The organism is Emticicia fontis (assembly GCF_054779675.1).
Genome location: NZ_BAAGXU010000017.1, coordinates 108,195 through 123,689, shown reverse-complemented (window position 1 = coordinate 123,689; position 15,495 = coordinate 108,195). Strand labels below are relative to the sequence as shown.

Annotated in this window: 11 protein-coding genes; 2 read left to right on the top strand and 9 right to left on the bottom strand. The window is 37.0% G+C overall.

Translation table 11 applies throughout. The features are described from left to right. Position 1 precedes the first annotated feature (1 nt). On the top strand, positions 2–652 hold the full coding sequence (locus tag ACYVFA_RS10105) for a response regulator (protein ID WP_460471707.1): 651 nt from the start codon (positions 2–4) through the stop codon (positions 650–652). Here ACYVFA_RS10105 and ACYVFA_RS10100 read toward each other — a convergent pair whose 3' ends face one another. The 8 genes from ACYVFA_RS10100 to ACYVFA_RS10065 all read right to left on the bottom strand — a co-directional run bounded on the left by ACYVFA_RS10100 (position 653) and on the right by ACYVFA_RS10065 (position 11,391). Further along, positions 653–1,045: a RidA family protein gene (locus ACYVFA_RS10100; protein ID WP_460471706.1), complete on the bottom strand. Its 393-nt coding sequence runs from the start codon at positions 1,043–1,045 to the stop codon at positions 653–655. It lies immediately after the preceding gene. A 70-nt stretch (positions 1,046–1,115) separates the two neighbouring features. After that, a complete protein-coding gene (locus ACYVFA_RS10095) occupies positions 1,116–2,387 on the bottom strand; it encodes a 3-coathanger stack domain-containing protein (RefSeq protein ID WP_460471705.1) in 1,272 nt (423 codons plus the stop codon). Between the two features lie 135 nt (positions 2,388–2,522). Beyond that, positions 2,523–2,834, bottom strand: coding sequence for a LytR/AlgR family response regulator transcription factor (locus tag ACYVFA_RS10090; RefSeq protein ID WP_460471704.1), 312 nt, complete (start codon positions 2,832–2,834; stop codon positions 2,523–2,525). 8 nt (positions 2,835–2,842) lie between these two features. Further along, the gene (locus tag ACYVFA_RS10085; RefSeq protein ID WP_460471703.1) at positions 2,843–4,384 is read right to left on the bottom strand and encodes a hypothetical protein; all 1,542 of its coding nucleotides are present in this window, start codon (positions 4,382–4,384) and stop codon (positions 2,843–2,845) included. 93 nt (positions 4,385–4,477) lie between these two features. Next, positions 4,478–5,242, bottom strand: coding sequence for a hypothetical protein (locus ACYVFA_RS10080; RefSeq protein ID WP_460471702.1), 765 nt, complete (start codon positions 5,240–5,242; stop codon positions 4,478–4,480). Positions 5,243–5,271: 29 nt separating this feature from the next. After that, the gene (locus ACYVFA_RS10075) at positions 5,272–5,910 is read right to left on the bottom strand and encodes a response regulator (protein WP_460471701.1); all 639 of its coding nucleotides are present in this window, start codon (positions 5,908–5,910) and stop codon (positions 5,272–5,274) included. Positions 5,911–5,997: 87 nt separating this feature from the next. After that, on the bottom strand, positions 5,998–9,750 hold the full coding sequence (locus tag ACYVFA_RS10070) for a sensor histidine kinase (RefSeq protein ID WP_460471700.1): 3,753 nt from the start codon (positions 9,748–9,750) through the stop codon (positions 5,998–6,000). 189 nt (positions 9,751–9,939) lie between these two features. Next, positions 9,940–11,391 (bottom strand): thioredoxin-like domain-containing protein, encoded by a 1,452-nt coding sequence (locus ACYVFA_RS10065; RefSeq protein ID WP_460471699.1) that lies wholly within the window; start codon positions 11,389–11,391, stop codon positions 9,940–9,942. Between the two features lie 115 nt (positions 11,392–11,506). Between ACYVFA_RS10065 and ACYVFA_RS10060 the strand changes: the two genes are divergently transcribed. Further along, positions 11,507–12,274 carry a YdcF family protein gene (locus ACYVFA_RS10060; protein ID WP_460471698.1) on the top strand — a complete coding sequence of 256 codons (768 nt, stop codon included), beginning with the start codon at positions 11,507–11,509 and terminating at the stop codon, positions 12,272–12,274. A gap of 56 nt (positions 12,275–12,330) precedes the next feature. Here ACYVFA_RS10060 and ACYVFA_RS10055 read toward each other — a convergent pair whose 3' ends face one another. Continuing rightward, positions 12,331–15,306, bottom strand: coding sequence for a glycosyltransferase family 117 protein (locus ACYVFA_RS10055; RefSeq protein WP_460471697.1), 2,976 nt, complete (start codon positions 15,304–15,306; stop codon positions 12,331–12,333). Positions 15,307–15,495: the final 189 nt, after the last annotated feature.

Here is a 15,495-nt window from a genome sequence, read left to right as displayed (position 1 = left end):
TATGTCAAATATAAGAATTGCAGTCGTAGACGATCATAGCTTGTTTAGAAAAGGTATGATTTCAATTCTGGAACAGATTTCGGATTTTGAAGTAGTAATGGAAGCTACGAATGGCTTAGAGTTTTTGCATAAATTACCTGGCGTTCCGGTTGATGTAGTATTGATGGATTTGCAGATGCCTCAATTAGATGGCACTAAAACTACTGAAAGAATACGACAGGATTTTCCGAATGTGAAAGTGATTATTTTATCGATGCATGATGAAGATAAATACATTTTGCATCTGATGGAAATTGGCGCTAATGGGTATTTATTGAAAGATAATGACCCCGAAGAGGTAGAAAAAGCCATAAGAAAAGTAATAGAAACTGATATTTATTTCAGTGATTTTGTGAGTAAAGTAATGCTCAGAAAAATGACCCGTAAAGATCAGCAAGACAATAAAATATTTAACTATAAGACTGATATATCAGACCGCGAGAAAGAGGTGCTGAAACATATATGCGAAGGATTGACCACGGCAGAAATTGGCGATAAGCTATCACTAAGCCCTCGCACAGTTGAAGGCCATCGATTGAGAATGATAGAGAAATTAGGCTTGAAAAATACCGCAGGGCTGGTGGCCTTTGCTATTAAAAATAACCTGGTCTGATTATTTATCTTCTAATACCGCTGTAAATTCGATTTCAACCAGATAGTCCTTTTCAATAAGGGCGCTTACTTCAACCATTGTAGCACATGGTTTAATCGTGCGAAAACACTCACCGTGTGCTCTGCCTATGGCTTCCCACTGTGAAATATCAGTAGTGAAAATACGTGTACGAATGACATCTTTCAGACCTGCTCCTAGCTGCTCTAATACCTTTTCTGCTTTCAGGATAATGAACTTAGTCTGGATATAGATGTCATTCTTGCCAACTAATTCTCCACTATTATCGGTAGCCACAGTACCGGTTACTTCAATTAAATTTCCGATTTTTACGGCTCTCGAATACCCAACAATATCCTCCCATTTGGCTCCTGTAGAAATATTTATACGACTCATAGATTAAAAAGGCTTTTTTTGAAACAAAGTTAAAATAAAAAAGGCCTTTTCCAATATTATGTATTAGTTATCAATTACAAGGATTAACAGATACCTTCGCATGAAAGGAAGCGCCATTTTCTACTTTAAAACCAGGTTTCAAGAGGATGAATTTTCCTGTCTCATAAGTAATCGAAGATTCAGAAATCGTATTATTAGCCTCAATCAATAGCTTTGATTTTTTGGTTGTCGTTTCATCCAAATCATCGTTGACACTACTTAATACAATTGAATGCGCGCAAGGATTAGCGTGTTTATCATAGGCAAACTGACGAATCTCGTCGATTGTACCTGCCAGAAAACTGAAATTTAATGTAGTAGAATTATCTGGATTGGTACAAAGTTCGCCACAAGGAAAACTATAGGTACTAAACGAAAATGTGCCAAATGAGTATTTTTCTTCATCAAGGCAATTTGCTCGTTCGAAAGGGCATTCATTTTTAAACTGTTTCTCGCCATACAAAAAACTAAAACGAGGGTCGTCGGTATAAATGCCCATCCCAAAATTAAACTGGTTTGTCATAGCCACCCAGTTTTCTGTACTCTTAGCCCAGAAATTTTCAAGATTAGGTTCACCAGGAGGTAAATTTGTTCTATAAAATACAGGCTGATTAGTGTAAGGTTGCGTTTCGTTATAGGTTTGCCATCTTTCAGCAAAGGGGAAATTGAGATTGATGAACACATTCAAAGAAATACCAGTATTAGAGTTACTTACAAAATAGGGTATATTTCTGGTTTGTTTTACTGAAAAATGTACTGAAATCCCTTCCATACTTACCCAATACTCATTATAAGCCCCTGTATCTATTTTCTTGTAAATGCCAGAACTATCCTTTACAAAACCCCACTCCCACAATTTTGCTTTCAAGTACAAAACGCCTGTACTTTCATCGAACTTTATCTCTTCGGGCAAACCTCCCAGATTGTCAGTATTGGTAATATAATCGTTATAAAAACTCCCCTGAACCAAGCCGTTCCATTCTCGTGTGGCTCCACCTGCATAAGGGAATAATTCCGTAAGATATTTAGCATTACTGTATGGCTTCCAGGTAGAGGGCTGGTCTGGATATATACGGGTTTCGAAGCCAGCTTGTCTACCCGCATCGTGGTTATTAATCATGTTTACACCATTGGGTAATCGGGCAAAATAGCTGATTGCTCCACCCATTCGCTTATCAAAGCCAATCTTTATGATTTGATTATCTAAAAAGTAGCGTAGACTATCTTCTGAAAAAGTGGTTTGTGCGAATACCTTGCCGAATATTAAAGACAAAAAAATCAACGGAAAACATTTTTTAAACATTTTCTTTGGGGTTTTAAATCTAAAAAGGGTTATTATTAGGCCAAACAGCGTAGGTCGAAGTCCCTAAAAAGTGCTAGTTATGCGGTTGGTAATTCAGAGTTACTATTAAATTATGCGTTTACTCAATAGAATTGTTTATAAATTAATCTTACTGAATAATTTTCTGCGTCTGCGTGATACTGAAAACCGAACACCGTTTTTCAGCAAGATACTCATCTCGTTATAACCTGAGTTAAACCATTCGATTGCTGAAAAATTAATAATATGACTTCTACTAACGCGATAAAAATTATAGTCTTTCAGCTTTTGTTCAAATATCTGCAAGGTTCTCGAACTCAACGTTTTTCTATTATTACTTAGATAAAGCATCGTATAATTTCCTTGTGATTCGAGATAAAGAATATCATTTGGACTTATGTCCTTTTTACTGATTCTGATTGTTTCCATGATCTACATTATTTTGTATATGAAAAAATTACTCCCCTCAAGGCCATATCTGTTCCTTGCCAATTAGATACTGTTTCTAGTTTCAAGTAATAGTAATACTTGCTATTATCAATAATTATGTCTTTATCGAAGTTTATACTGGTTTCCTGAATAGACCCGGCACCCACTGCACTGCTTATAATTGCTTGCACTGTTCCTACGGCATCTGTTTGTTTTTCGACACTATAAAAAGTCAGCTTCATCGTTCCACCTGAATTCTGTTTATAATTCATCAGCATTTTTACCATTTTGACCCCATCAGGTAACTCTACCGGAGCAAAGGCATGGGCATCGCCACTTTTAGTACCATTAGCAAATGAAATTAAAGCTCTCTCTACATTTCTAAAGAAAGCAGTAGAAGGAGTAGTACTTGATAAAACAGGGTGAAACCCTAAAGCGGATACATTATAATAAAGAGTCTTGATTTCACTTGCTGCACATTCTATCAGATTACCGCTTGCATCAGTACATACATGGCGGTCGCCAGCGCCTGCAAGACCAGTAGACCTTAAATTTGAAGCTTGCACTGTTCCGGTGGCAGACATACTGCCACCTAATTTTAATCTAAAAGCTGTAGAGATAGTAGGTGTTACATTAATATTGATTACCCCATTTTTCTGAATCACCATTGCATTGCTTTGGTTTACGGCACTTTGACCATTACCAACATATAACAAAGGATCTGTACTTACCCAGCTTGTTGCACTGGCACTTGTAATAGGCGAATTATAATACCCTAAAGCAACAGAATAATAAGCATTGGCTAATGTACCCGTGCCAATTGCCGTACTATTATTACCAGAGGCCCGGGTGTTTTCTCCAATAGCAATTGCCCGAACAGACCCGTCGGCAAAAGCACCAACCCCAAAGGCCATACCTCCGCTCCCGGAAGCATGAGCGTTTTCTCCGATAGCAATCGTGTTTGAAGTTCCATCTGCAATCGCTCCTATGCCAAAAGCCATATTTCTGGCTCCAGTAGCATAAGCACCTTCTCCGATAGCAATTGTATTAGAAGTACCGTCTGAAATGGCACCTGTACCAATAGCGACGTTTCCGGTTCCGGTGGCAGAAGAGTTATAACCTGTTGCAAAAGAATGAAGCCCTATATTATTGGCATCCCAGGCATTGCCATCAACCGAACCACACCGAAAGGCACTTCTTGAGGGAATCCACATCATCCTTGTACCTCCACCAGATACCGGTGCGGTAGCAGGATTAGTTATATCTGTAGCTCCTATAGGTACCAGACTACTATAGCTTGACCAGAATCCTCCTGTATTAGTATTTCTTATCTCATTCCCTCCTGCCCCTGCTATTGTCCATAAACTCACCGGCGTCTGCCAGGTTGCTCTGCCTAAAGCATCTGAAGTGAGTACTTTACCAAAGCCCTCGCCCAAGTTCATCAATCTGATTGGTACTTTGGTTTGAAAGCTATCTGTTCTTGCTTCAACAAACTGTGCTTTTGCCTGAAAAGCCGCCACTACGAAAAGAAGTAAAAGTATTTTTTTCATGGTCTCATCTGTTATTTGATCGCTACAAAGCTAAACCATAAAAAAGCACAATGCACCTACTAAAGTTAGTAGGTGCATTGCTCGTAAATCTTCTTATTTTTTATAATACAATTGCTTTTTACCAGTTTTTAAATCAGTTAATAGCAGAGCTCCTTTTTCTATATAATACTTCGAATTTGCTACATCTGTCATTTTTCCATTCACCGTGAGACGCCAGTAAAAAATATTTCCTTTTGTATACCATCTTGCGCCCATTGCCTTGGCTTCGGCAATCATTTTGTTACCTCCACCAGTTGACTTGCCTGAGCTATTTGGTCCGCTTACATACGAGCTCGAGCCTCCATCGTCTATCGTGCCATCAGCGTTAAGTATGATTGCACTACTTGTGCCTCCATAAAAGCCTCCATTACTTGAATAGTTTTCCTGCATTTCCCATTTACCTACCAGATTAGGGTCACGATAAAGATTATCTGAATTTGGTGTAGTTACTACACCTGTATTCGTATTTTGTTTGATGAATGTTCCATTTAAAATTACTTGTCCATTATAACTTACCTCTTGTCTGATTTGGGCATTCGTTATTTGCATAGAAAAATTAAATATAGTTCCATCCTTATAAGTCAATGTACCACTTGCATTTGTGGCATTGATATTCCCTTTTAATAGGTAACTATCTTTATTTCCATTAGACAAAACGATTAATTGTCCTTCAATGCTATTATTGGCGGATACTTTTAAGTGCATTTCAGCGGGAAGACTTCCGTTGACATTTTGTATATTGCCATACCAGTCTCCAATGAATGATTGAGCCATAGTGAATTGACTTACATATAGTAAGATAAAAATTAGTTTTTTCATGGGTATAATGCGGAAAATACTTTAAGAAATTATACAATCTGTCGTTTCACAGCTTTTGAAATGGCTTCAGTTGCAGAATTGACATGAAGCTTTCTGTAGATATTTTTGAGATGAAAATTAACAGTTGAAATGCTTATTTTGCATTCGTCGGCAATAAGTTTATAACTCATACCTTTTACCAGGCAGTCTAATACTTTTTGTTCATTCACAGATAATTCTTTATACTCCTCCTTCACAAAAGTCTGGTTTTGTTGTTGAAACATCGTCCATACTTTTCGTGCTATTACAGGTGGCATGGGTGAACCTCCCTGCGATACTTCAATAATGGCTTCTATATAACGTTCAGGGCTTGAATCTTTTAGGATATATCCACTTGCTCCGGCACAAATAGACGCAAAAATCCGGGCATTGTCTTCAAAGACCGTTTGCATCAGAATCTGTACATCCGGGAATTCTGCTTTGATTTGTTGCACGGCTTCAATGCCCGTAATGCCGGGCATCTGAATATCCATCAATATGACATCCGGTTTATCCCTGCGAATGATTTTAACAGCCTCGTTCGCATTTGGATAAGCACCCGTCAAAATTAATTCTTCCGCTACTCTGATGGTCTCAGCCAATAATTCCCTGATTTCTTTAATATCTTCAAAAATAGTTACACGTATCATAAGTAGTCGAAAGAGTTTCCGTAAAATTCATGATAATCCTTGTGCTGAACAACTACTAAAATTAGTAGGATACATGCTGCATAAAGCTTATTGAAAGATAAAAGTTAATTCAATTTTCGTACCTTTTCCAATTTCTGAGCTAATCTCTACCTTTCCGCCGAGCGTTTCTGCTCTTTTCTGAAAGTTTATCAATCCATTTCCCTGATGGAATTCATTGAGATCAAAACCTTTCCCGTTATCACCAATAATCAGCTTACCTTGTTTTTCAAAAGTTGATGAAACCAAATCAATGCTAATTTTCACTTCGGTTGCTTCGGAGTGCTTGGCTATATTATTAATAGCTTCTTTGAAGAAAAGGTATAAATTCCGTCTATGCTGAGTTGATAAAGATTGCTTAGGTATATTTTCGTCAATAGCCAGATTTAGTTCTATTTGCTTGGCTGAAAGCATTTCCCTCGCAAATTGCACCATACGGTCAAGCCATTCGGCAGAATCATCATTTTGCGGATTTATGTCATATACGGCTTCTCGTACCTGTCTCATCATTTCTCTGGAACGTGTACTTATTTTACTAAAAATCTCTGAGGTTTCCGGCCTTGATTTCTGAAACTTCATACGATTCAATTCTGAAAACATCGTAAGACTACTTAATGAGGCCGCCAGGTCGTCGTGTAGATTAGTAGATATCTCATTTCTGAGCATTTGTTGCCTTTGTTGTTCTTTCTGGCTGCGGCGCAGTTTATCTCCAAAGGCTACTGAAAACAAAACGATTTCAAGCATGGAACCTACCATAAGGTAATACTCCTGATTCATAGCAGGGATAACATTCAGGTTTTTTAAAGCTACAATAATAGCTGCTATTGAAATACTTACCATGGCCAGCGCATAAAGCCAGATGATGCGGATATTAAGGGAAACATAATTATACACTATATAAGCCTGAATAAGCAATAAAATAAAAGTTAGCCCTATACTGATGAAATTAGAATACCATTCATAATGAAAAAGCAGAGTAAAACTAAATAACAAAATGGCGTAAGAAAACCACTGTATGGGTTTAGTTAAACGTGGAAGATTGGCTCTTAAATTTAAGAATTCAATGGTGAAATAAATCATAAAGAAAGAAGATATATTCAGAAATATCAAATGCCCCCTATCATTTAACCATGAATTTGACCAGATATATTGATAAAAAAAGCCATAGAGCACCGCTTGTAAACCTCCAAAACATAATACATAGAAGATATAATAGACCAGTGATTGATCTCGGATAACGAGCCATAAAAAGAAATTATATAATACTATCAGAAAGATAAAACCAAAGTAAATACCCCAGACTATCTTACGATTTGACATTGCCTGGAAAAGGTCTGACTCCTGCCAGAAATAGATAGGAAACTTTAAATCTTCTGTACTTTTGCATTTCAAGAAAATAACATATTCCTGATTTTCAATCATATCGATTTTAAAGATAGGATTGGCATCCTTAATGGTATTCAAATGGTATGGAAAATGGTCACCTAATTTTATAGAATTAATGATGCGGTTATTTTCTACCACAAATAAATCTATTTCATTAATCCGGCTATTGGCTATTTCCATCAACCATTGTCTATCTGCCAGATTCATGACACGCATCATCAACCATACAGTTTTATTTGAATAACCGAAGTTGGGGATATCATTTACGGTGAGTTTAAACCGACTCATAAATGTATTATCTTCTAATACAGGTCTTGTATAGCGATTATCTTCATCGACATATGCCATGCAACGATTGCCCACAAAAAGCTGATTTTCTTCTTTGTTTAAGGTAAAGTTGGGTGTGAGTATACTTTTGGTAATATTGTCAGGATAAAATCGATTAACTCCATTGACTCCCCCAAAAAACATTTCCCCGTCTGATGCCTGAAAAGAACTATATCCATTAAATTCATAAGCCTGCAAGCCATCATTCAGATTAAAGGCGGTAAATCGTTGCTGATAAATATCAAAACGGGCAATTCCTCTATTGGTACTTAACCAGAGGTTCTTGTTCTTATCTATTTCAATTGCATAAATAAAATTATTTGGCAGGCCATCTTCTGTTGTAAACGTTTCTGTTTTTCTGTCTTTTACCGAGTACCTTATTAAGCCTTTACTTGTACCAATCCACCAACTTGATTGGTCTTTTGATAATTGCGCACAAATCGGGATACCATCCTGAATAATTTTAGAAGTAGTATAACTGCTGAAATCATCTTTTGTTTCCAATTCCCAGAGCCCCTCGTTATATACTCCAATAAAGTACCTACCCACTCCTACCTTCTTAATCAAAGAAATTCGTTTAGCAGGCAAAAGTACTTTTTTCAGAAATTGCTGATTCTGTTTACTGATGAAATAAATCCCTCCCTCTGTGCCTAAAATCATGTTCTCCTTATCTTCTTCTATACACCTGATAAAGTTTGACAACACCACATCCTTTCCATTAGGATTATTCAATTTCTGAATTTTAGAACCTTTCTTCAACGCTAAGCCCTGTGAAGTACCAATCCATAATCTGTCTGAAGAATCTTTTTTAAGGTATCTGATTGTATTTGAAGGCAATGGATTTTGCGTATTACTATTATAAAAACTCTTGATTACACTTAAATCCTTATCATTCAATATCCAAAGCCCACTTTGTTGTGTACCCATAATTAATTGCTGCTTTGCTTCATCTTTTATAATGAACCTGACAGAATAGTTGAGCAATTGCTTAGGAAAATCTTTAGGAAAGGGTATCCGGAAACTACTTAGATTATTGGGAAGAATCTGTATCCGGTCAATACCATAAGGATCGGTATTGGCCCAGATAATGCCATCGTAATCTACATATACCTGACTTATCTCATTGATATATAAATTATTCTTATCTAAAAAACCTTCATTCTTTATTTGAGAAAAACTCTGATTTGCTATTGAATATCTCAATAATCCATTCTTTTCGGTACCCAGCCATAAATTCCCTTTACCATCAGTATCTAAATCAAACACTACATTAATTGGTCTTTCTTTCTCAAACTCCTGAATTTGTTTTATATCATTATGTGTATAATCAAACCGAACTAATCCTTCGGCAGTAGCAATCCAAAGAATATTATTCACAGGAAGAATCTTGATGATTTCAAGGGGTTTACCTGCTTTGTTGTTGGGGTGATTAGAGAAGTAATATTCAATCTTATCCTTTTTATCAGCATTGGTGTCTAATCTGATAATGGCATCAGAACTATGAATCCATAGTTTACCTTGTGTATCAAACTGAGTAGAATTAACTGTTCGGAAATAGCTGGTTTTGAATGATTGATTTGGCAATACAAGCTGTTTATGGCCGGTTTTAACATTCAGCTTGACTAATCCCTCTAAAGCAGACCAATACCAAACCATACCATTCATGGCTTTAATCGGGAAGACTTCACTTTTAGCTATCCTGCCTTGTTGGTCTCTAATTACATACTTACTGAAATTACTAGAAGTATAACTATAGCGATTCAGTGCACTTTCGGTACCTATCCATAAATCACCATTTTCATCCTCAATAATTTTCTTGATTTCAATGCCATCAATACTATTTTTTTTCTTTTCTGATGGTCTGAAAACCGTAAAAGATTCCCCATCCCATTTATTCAACCCATCTTGTGTACCAAACCACATAGTGCCTCTTGAATCCTTCAGCATAGCAAACACAGAGCCTTGCGAGAGACCTCTCTCAGTACCATAATGATCGATTTTATAGTTCAGCTTCTGCGCATAAACGTGATTAAGCAGAAAAATTCCTGATAAAAAAAAACACTTGAGCAATAAAGTTTTTTGGGTTGGCATAAAAGGTGGCTAATTTTCGGGATTCTGATTCATTAGCAAAAAAGATACTTGAAATTACATAAAACCATCTTCTATACCAAATAAAAAAGAACCCCCTGCCCCTAAAGGGGTGCTAAAACCAGAAAAACAAAAAGGCCAATACTCGCATGTATTAGCCTTTTTGTCTTAGCACCCCTTTAGGAGCGGGGGCTATTTAGCACCGTTTTCATTGGCCATTTTCTGTACCTGCTGGCGCTCGTAGAAATTAATATAATCTTCTAATTTATCAACCGGAATACGTCGGGCTATAATCTTCTTATCTTTATCGAGAATATAATTGGTAGGTGTAGAATATACGTCAAAATTATTTCTGAAATAGTACCTGCCCTTAGCATCCCATAGATTCAGCAATTCTCCGGTTTTATAAGTATTCACAAAATTGCTTATTTTCTTTTTATCATATACGATACTTACATTGTAGATAGTCACCTTACCTTTATTGGCATGATAAAACTCCATTAGTTTAGGGGCTGACTCTTTGCAATGTCCACATTCAGGATCATAAAAATGCACGATGGTATATTTGGTTTTGCTTTGCATCGGGGAATATTCTTTGCCTAGCGAGTCAGTAACAATTAACTCAGGAAATACAAGACCTGTCTGCAAAGGTTTCAAAATGTCTACTCTTTCTTTGAATTTAGCTCTTTGGGTAGAATCTAACCAAGGCGCATTTTTGAGATAATAGTTTTCGGCTAAATGTACAAATACGCCATCTAAACCAACAATCTCATTATTCTCATACTTATTCGTGATTTGCCACAATACAAATCGGTAAACCTCCTGATTAGGTTTTGCCAATTTCAATACTTTATCAGCATCTCTATTGATAGAGTCGGTTACCTGATATACCAGGTCTTTGAAATAACGCTCTACACGGCTATGCAAGAAAGGTGAACGCAACAGGCGGTCGTCAGTGAAATCAATATTATCAAAGAAATGCCCTTTATAATAATTAAACAAGTAAGTAGAATCTGGACGGCCATTAGCTTTTTTAGGTAATACTTTTGGCAATTCAGGCTCCATATTACCTTTGATAACTTTCGATGCAAATGTCCCTTCGTTGGTCTTCGTGAATTCTTTCATGTAAGTCTCCACATCTGCCTGAATTTTCTCCATTTGCTTACGGGTTGCTTCTTGCGAAGCAGGATCAGTTTTACCTTTAGAAGCATTAGAAATACCTTCAGCCTCTTTGCTTTTATCTTGTAAAAACTTACGATAAGCAAAAAGCAAATCGTTTTCTTTTGAACCTTTAAACTTTACGTGTCCTACAAAATCTGTTGTATCACTCTCTATCTCCATGAATTGTTCTTTGCCATCAACGGCAAAATCATAATACTTTGATGGTGATAACACAATCAGATAGATACCTCCTTTGAGAGGGTCTTTACCCTGAAAATTCAATAAGCCATTTTCTACTTTAGCCGAATCAACTTTGATATATTGGTTATAACCAAAAAAATGGGCTAAATGGCAAGTTTTCCCTTCTTGTATACCTTTCATACGAACCTTGATTGAGTGTCCGGGTTGTTGGGCAAAAGCTCCACTGATTGCCAGGAAAAGTGACAGTACGAGTAAGGGTATTCGGTAATGTTTCAAAAGCATATTTTTATTTTTTAGTCTATGTCTATCTGATTAACAAAGATAAGTGCTTAATTTATGAGTTTTTGTTAAAAACTTGTTAATATCTGAAATATAACTCCATTTCTAACGAAAAGCCATGTATCATATTGCTTCAAAGTTACTGACTTTCTTTATTATGCCAGTAGGTATTATTTGTATTTTATTGATTTATGCTATCTACACAAAAAATCGTACCAAATCTAGAAAAACTATCGTTGCCGCGCTGATTTTTTTCTATCTCACCTCAGCACCTTTTGTTATTAATGAAATCTGCCTGTTTTGGGAGGTCCCTCCTACTGCCATATCAACCGTCAAGCCACATGATATTGGCATTGTTCTGACTGGTAGCATCATCAATACTACCCTAAAACCTGCCGAAAATATATTTCTGAGTGGATCAAGCGATAGAATCGGACAAGCAATTCAGCTTTATAAATTTGGCAAAATAAAGAAAATAATCATCAGCGGTGGCGAGGTACCCGTTTTGTATAAAACTACCACACGAGAGATAGACCAGATTGCCAGATATTTAATTATCAGCGGTGTACCAAAAGATGATATTTATCTGGAAGATTCCTCTACCAATACACATGAAAATGCGGTGAATACAGCCCGACTCTTAAAAAAACAATTCCCGAATCAAAGTTATATACTTATCACTTCCGGCTTTCATCTGAAAAGAGCATTAGCGTGTTTTGAAAAAGTTGGAGTTAAGGTTACTCCCTTTGGTTCTAATTATTTATCATTTGAACGCCAATGGACGATTTTTTATTTCTTGCCAGGCGGTGGTGCAATAGGAGCGCTACAATTGGTACTTAAAGAGATAGTCGGTTATATGAGTTACCTGATATTTGGCTGGATATAAAAATAGAGGCATTGTTCGTGCCTCTATTTTTATACTATTTGTTATGACTAGTTAAATCAATTGCGATTGTATTTAGTAAAAATTGCTTCATAACGTTTAGCTGCTTCAGTTTGTCCGTTGCGGTTACAAACATTGGCTAAAATCTGCAAATTACGCATACTTACTTCAATAAACTGCTGCACATTATCAGGCATCCATTCTGCACTTACTCTTTGTGATTTCTCTGTAAAGTATTTCAGGTTCTCGTCTGCACGTTTAGCCATGATATCTGCTATCTGCATCGCCTTTTTGCTATCACCTACTTCAAAATAATACATTACATAGTTCGTACACAATTGATCGTAAGGAATAGTGTTATCAGGTAAAACCTTATTCGCATAGTCTAATACCTCTTTCGCTTTTGCTTTTTTATCTTCCCTAACCAATTGATCAGTCAAACGCAAGAAAGCTAAACGAGCCGTTACAACAGGAACTTTCAGATAAGTTTCAGAGTCATAATATACATTCGGATTGTTCATTTCACGCCATGACATTTTCTTCAACATATTGTCATACATCACGTCGGTATTCACAAAACCATCATCTCCGGCAGCTATTCTGAAAGGCATCAGGCGATACGCATATCCTTCTAACTGCATATAATCTCTCAGATTCAGATAATTATCGTTAGCCAAAGTTCCGGCAAAATAGATTGGTCGCTTCCAGTTGTTTTGGGCAATCATTTCCAATTGCATCAAATCGTTTTTCAATAAATCACGTTTACCGATATTCCAAACCATCTGGCCAGATAAATATGGCTCATATTGTTTACCAACGAAGCCCAGTTTCTTTATGTCCTCTACATTGTAAGTAAGGAATAAACTATCTGATGGTAATGAGTTGATGCTTTCGCCTGTAGTTAAAGGAATCTGAATAGCCGGGTCATTTTTCTTTACCAACTCTAAGAATTCTTTCAGGTTAATCGGTTGTTGCAAACGCTCTACGAAAGGAATCTGGTCGTTTACACCACTTAACAACTGATCAGTTGAGAATGAGATTGGCAATGGATCAGACTCATACGTTTTACGTTTCATTTGCTCGCAATACCAGTCTGTACCTAATAAACTCAGGTTACAAACACGTACGTCTGTGCGGAAGCCCTCTACCTCTTGTACATACCAAAGAGGGAAAGTATCATTATCACCTCCGGTGAACAGGATAGCATCTTTCGCACAAGAATTCAATAAGTTCTTAGCAAAATCGACCTGATGGTAACGGTTAGAACGGTCATGACCTCTCCATGCTTGCGGAAGCATGATTAAAGGTACAGCTAATCCAATTACGGTTGCTGAAATAGCTCTTGTCTGTGTGCTTTTAATAAATTTAAGTGCATAATCAAACAAGCCTAATACCCCTAAACCTACCCAGATAGCCCAGATGTAGAATGAACCAACATAGATATAATCACGCTCACGAGGTTCAACCGGTGGTGCATTCAGGAATACAACCAGGGCAACACCAGTGAAAACGAACAATAATAAGAGTACCAGCGCATCGCGTTCACGACGGAAATAATGGTATAATAAACCTAAGATACCTAAGATTACAGGTAAACCATAGAAGTTGGTTCTACCACGATTTTCTTTTACTGCCGGAGGTAAACTATTCTTTGTTTCAGTAATATTCGTTGGGCCTGCGCCTTCTATATCACTCGAACGACCCCAGAAATTCCAGGTGAAATAACGCCAGTACATATATCCCAACTGACGTTTGAACATATACATGATATTAGTAACCAGTGTAGGCTTCTGATCTGGAGACAATCCCATTTCCTGACGGTAGATGGCCTGATGGTTGGCATCAGTACTCCACATACGAGGTAATAAACTCTCACTGTTTGGTGCCCAGACATAATTAGGTTTATGATCGTATGGTACATATTTATCTTTACCTACTTTGTAAATAGGGTCACCATTGTCGATTGACTCTAATTTACCTGTAAATACCGGACCATATAATAATGGACGGCTACCATATTGTTCACGTTTCAGATAAGAAACGTAGTTTAAAACATTACTAGGATTGTTTTCGTTGATTGGAGGATTGTAGTTTGAACGAATCAAAGCAATGGTATAGCTTGAATAACCAATCAGAATAAAAGCAAACGCAACTAAAGCTGTGTTCGCAATCACCATACCTTTTTTGTTGGTATAGAATATAGAATAAGCCATTGCACCAATTAATAACACCACAAAGAACAAACTACCTGAACTGAATGGCATTCCCAAATTATTCACAAATAGTTTTTCAAAACCAAATGCCAATGATGGGATACCTGTAATAACACCCACGTTGATAATAGCCAGCACAACCATTCCTATCAAAAAGGCAATGATACCACCTCTCCATGATACTTTTTTGGTCTTTTTATAATAATAAATCAAGGCTAAAGCAGGAATCGTAACGAGGTTCAATAAGTGAACTCCAATAGAAAGACCTACTAAATAAGCAATAAATATCAACCAGCGATTCGCGTCTGATTCATCTTCTATCAATTCCCAACGGAAAGCCGCCCACACTACAATTGCTGTAAAGAATGATGACATACCATATACCTCTGCCTCAACTGCCGAAAACCAGAAAGAATCAGAGAAAGCATATACCAACGATCCCACAGCACTAGCACCTAAAACCAGGATAGTTTCTGTTGAGTTAAGTTCTTCTCCTTTTTTACCAAATACCTTACGTGCTAATAAAGAGATTGTCCAGAACATAAACAGAATGGTGAATGCACTCGAAATGACCGACACCATGTTTATCATCAATGCTACTTTGGTTACATCGCTTCCGGCTAATAAAGATGCCATACGGCCAATTAATAAGAAGAAAGGTGCACCTGCAGGGTGAGGTACTTGTAGTTTGTAGGCACAGGCGATAAATTCGCCACAATCCCAGAAACTTGCAGTGGGTTCAACAGTTAGTGTGTAAGAAATCAATGAAACGGCAAATATTGCCCAGCCAACGATATTATTGAGCCTTTTAAAATTGTTCATTTGATAGTGAGTAAATGTATAAATGCTTAGTTCAGGGGGTGAATTCTATTCCCAAATCAGAACGATGGCTCAAAAATAGAGAATTTAGGGGAGAGTTTAGAAAAAATCGAACTTAAATTATGTTAAAAGCAAGAAATGGGGGAAACAAAAAACCCTGCTTCAATCAAGCAGGGTTCATTTATCTTAGTT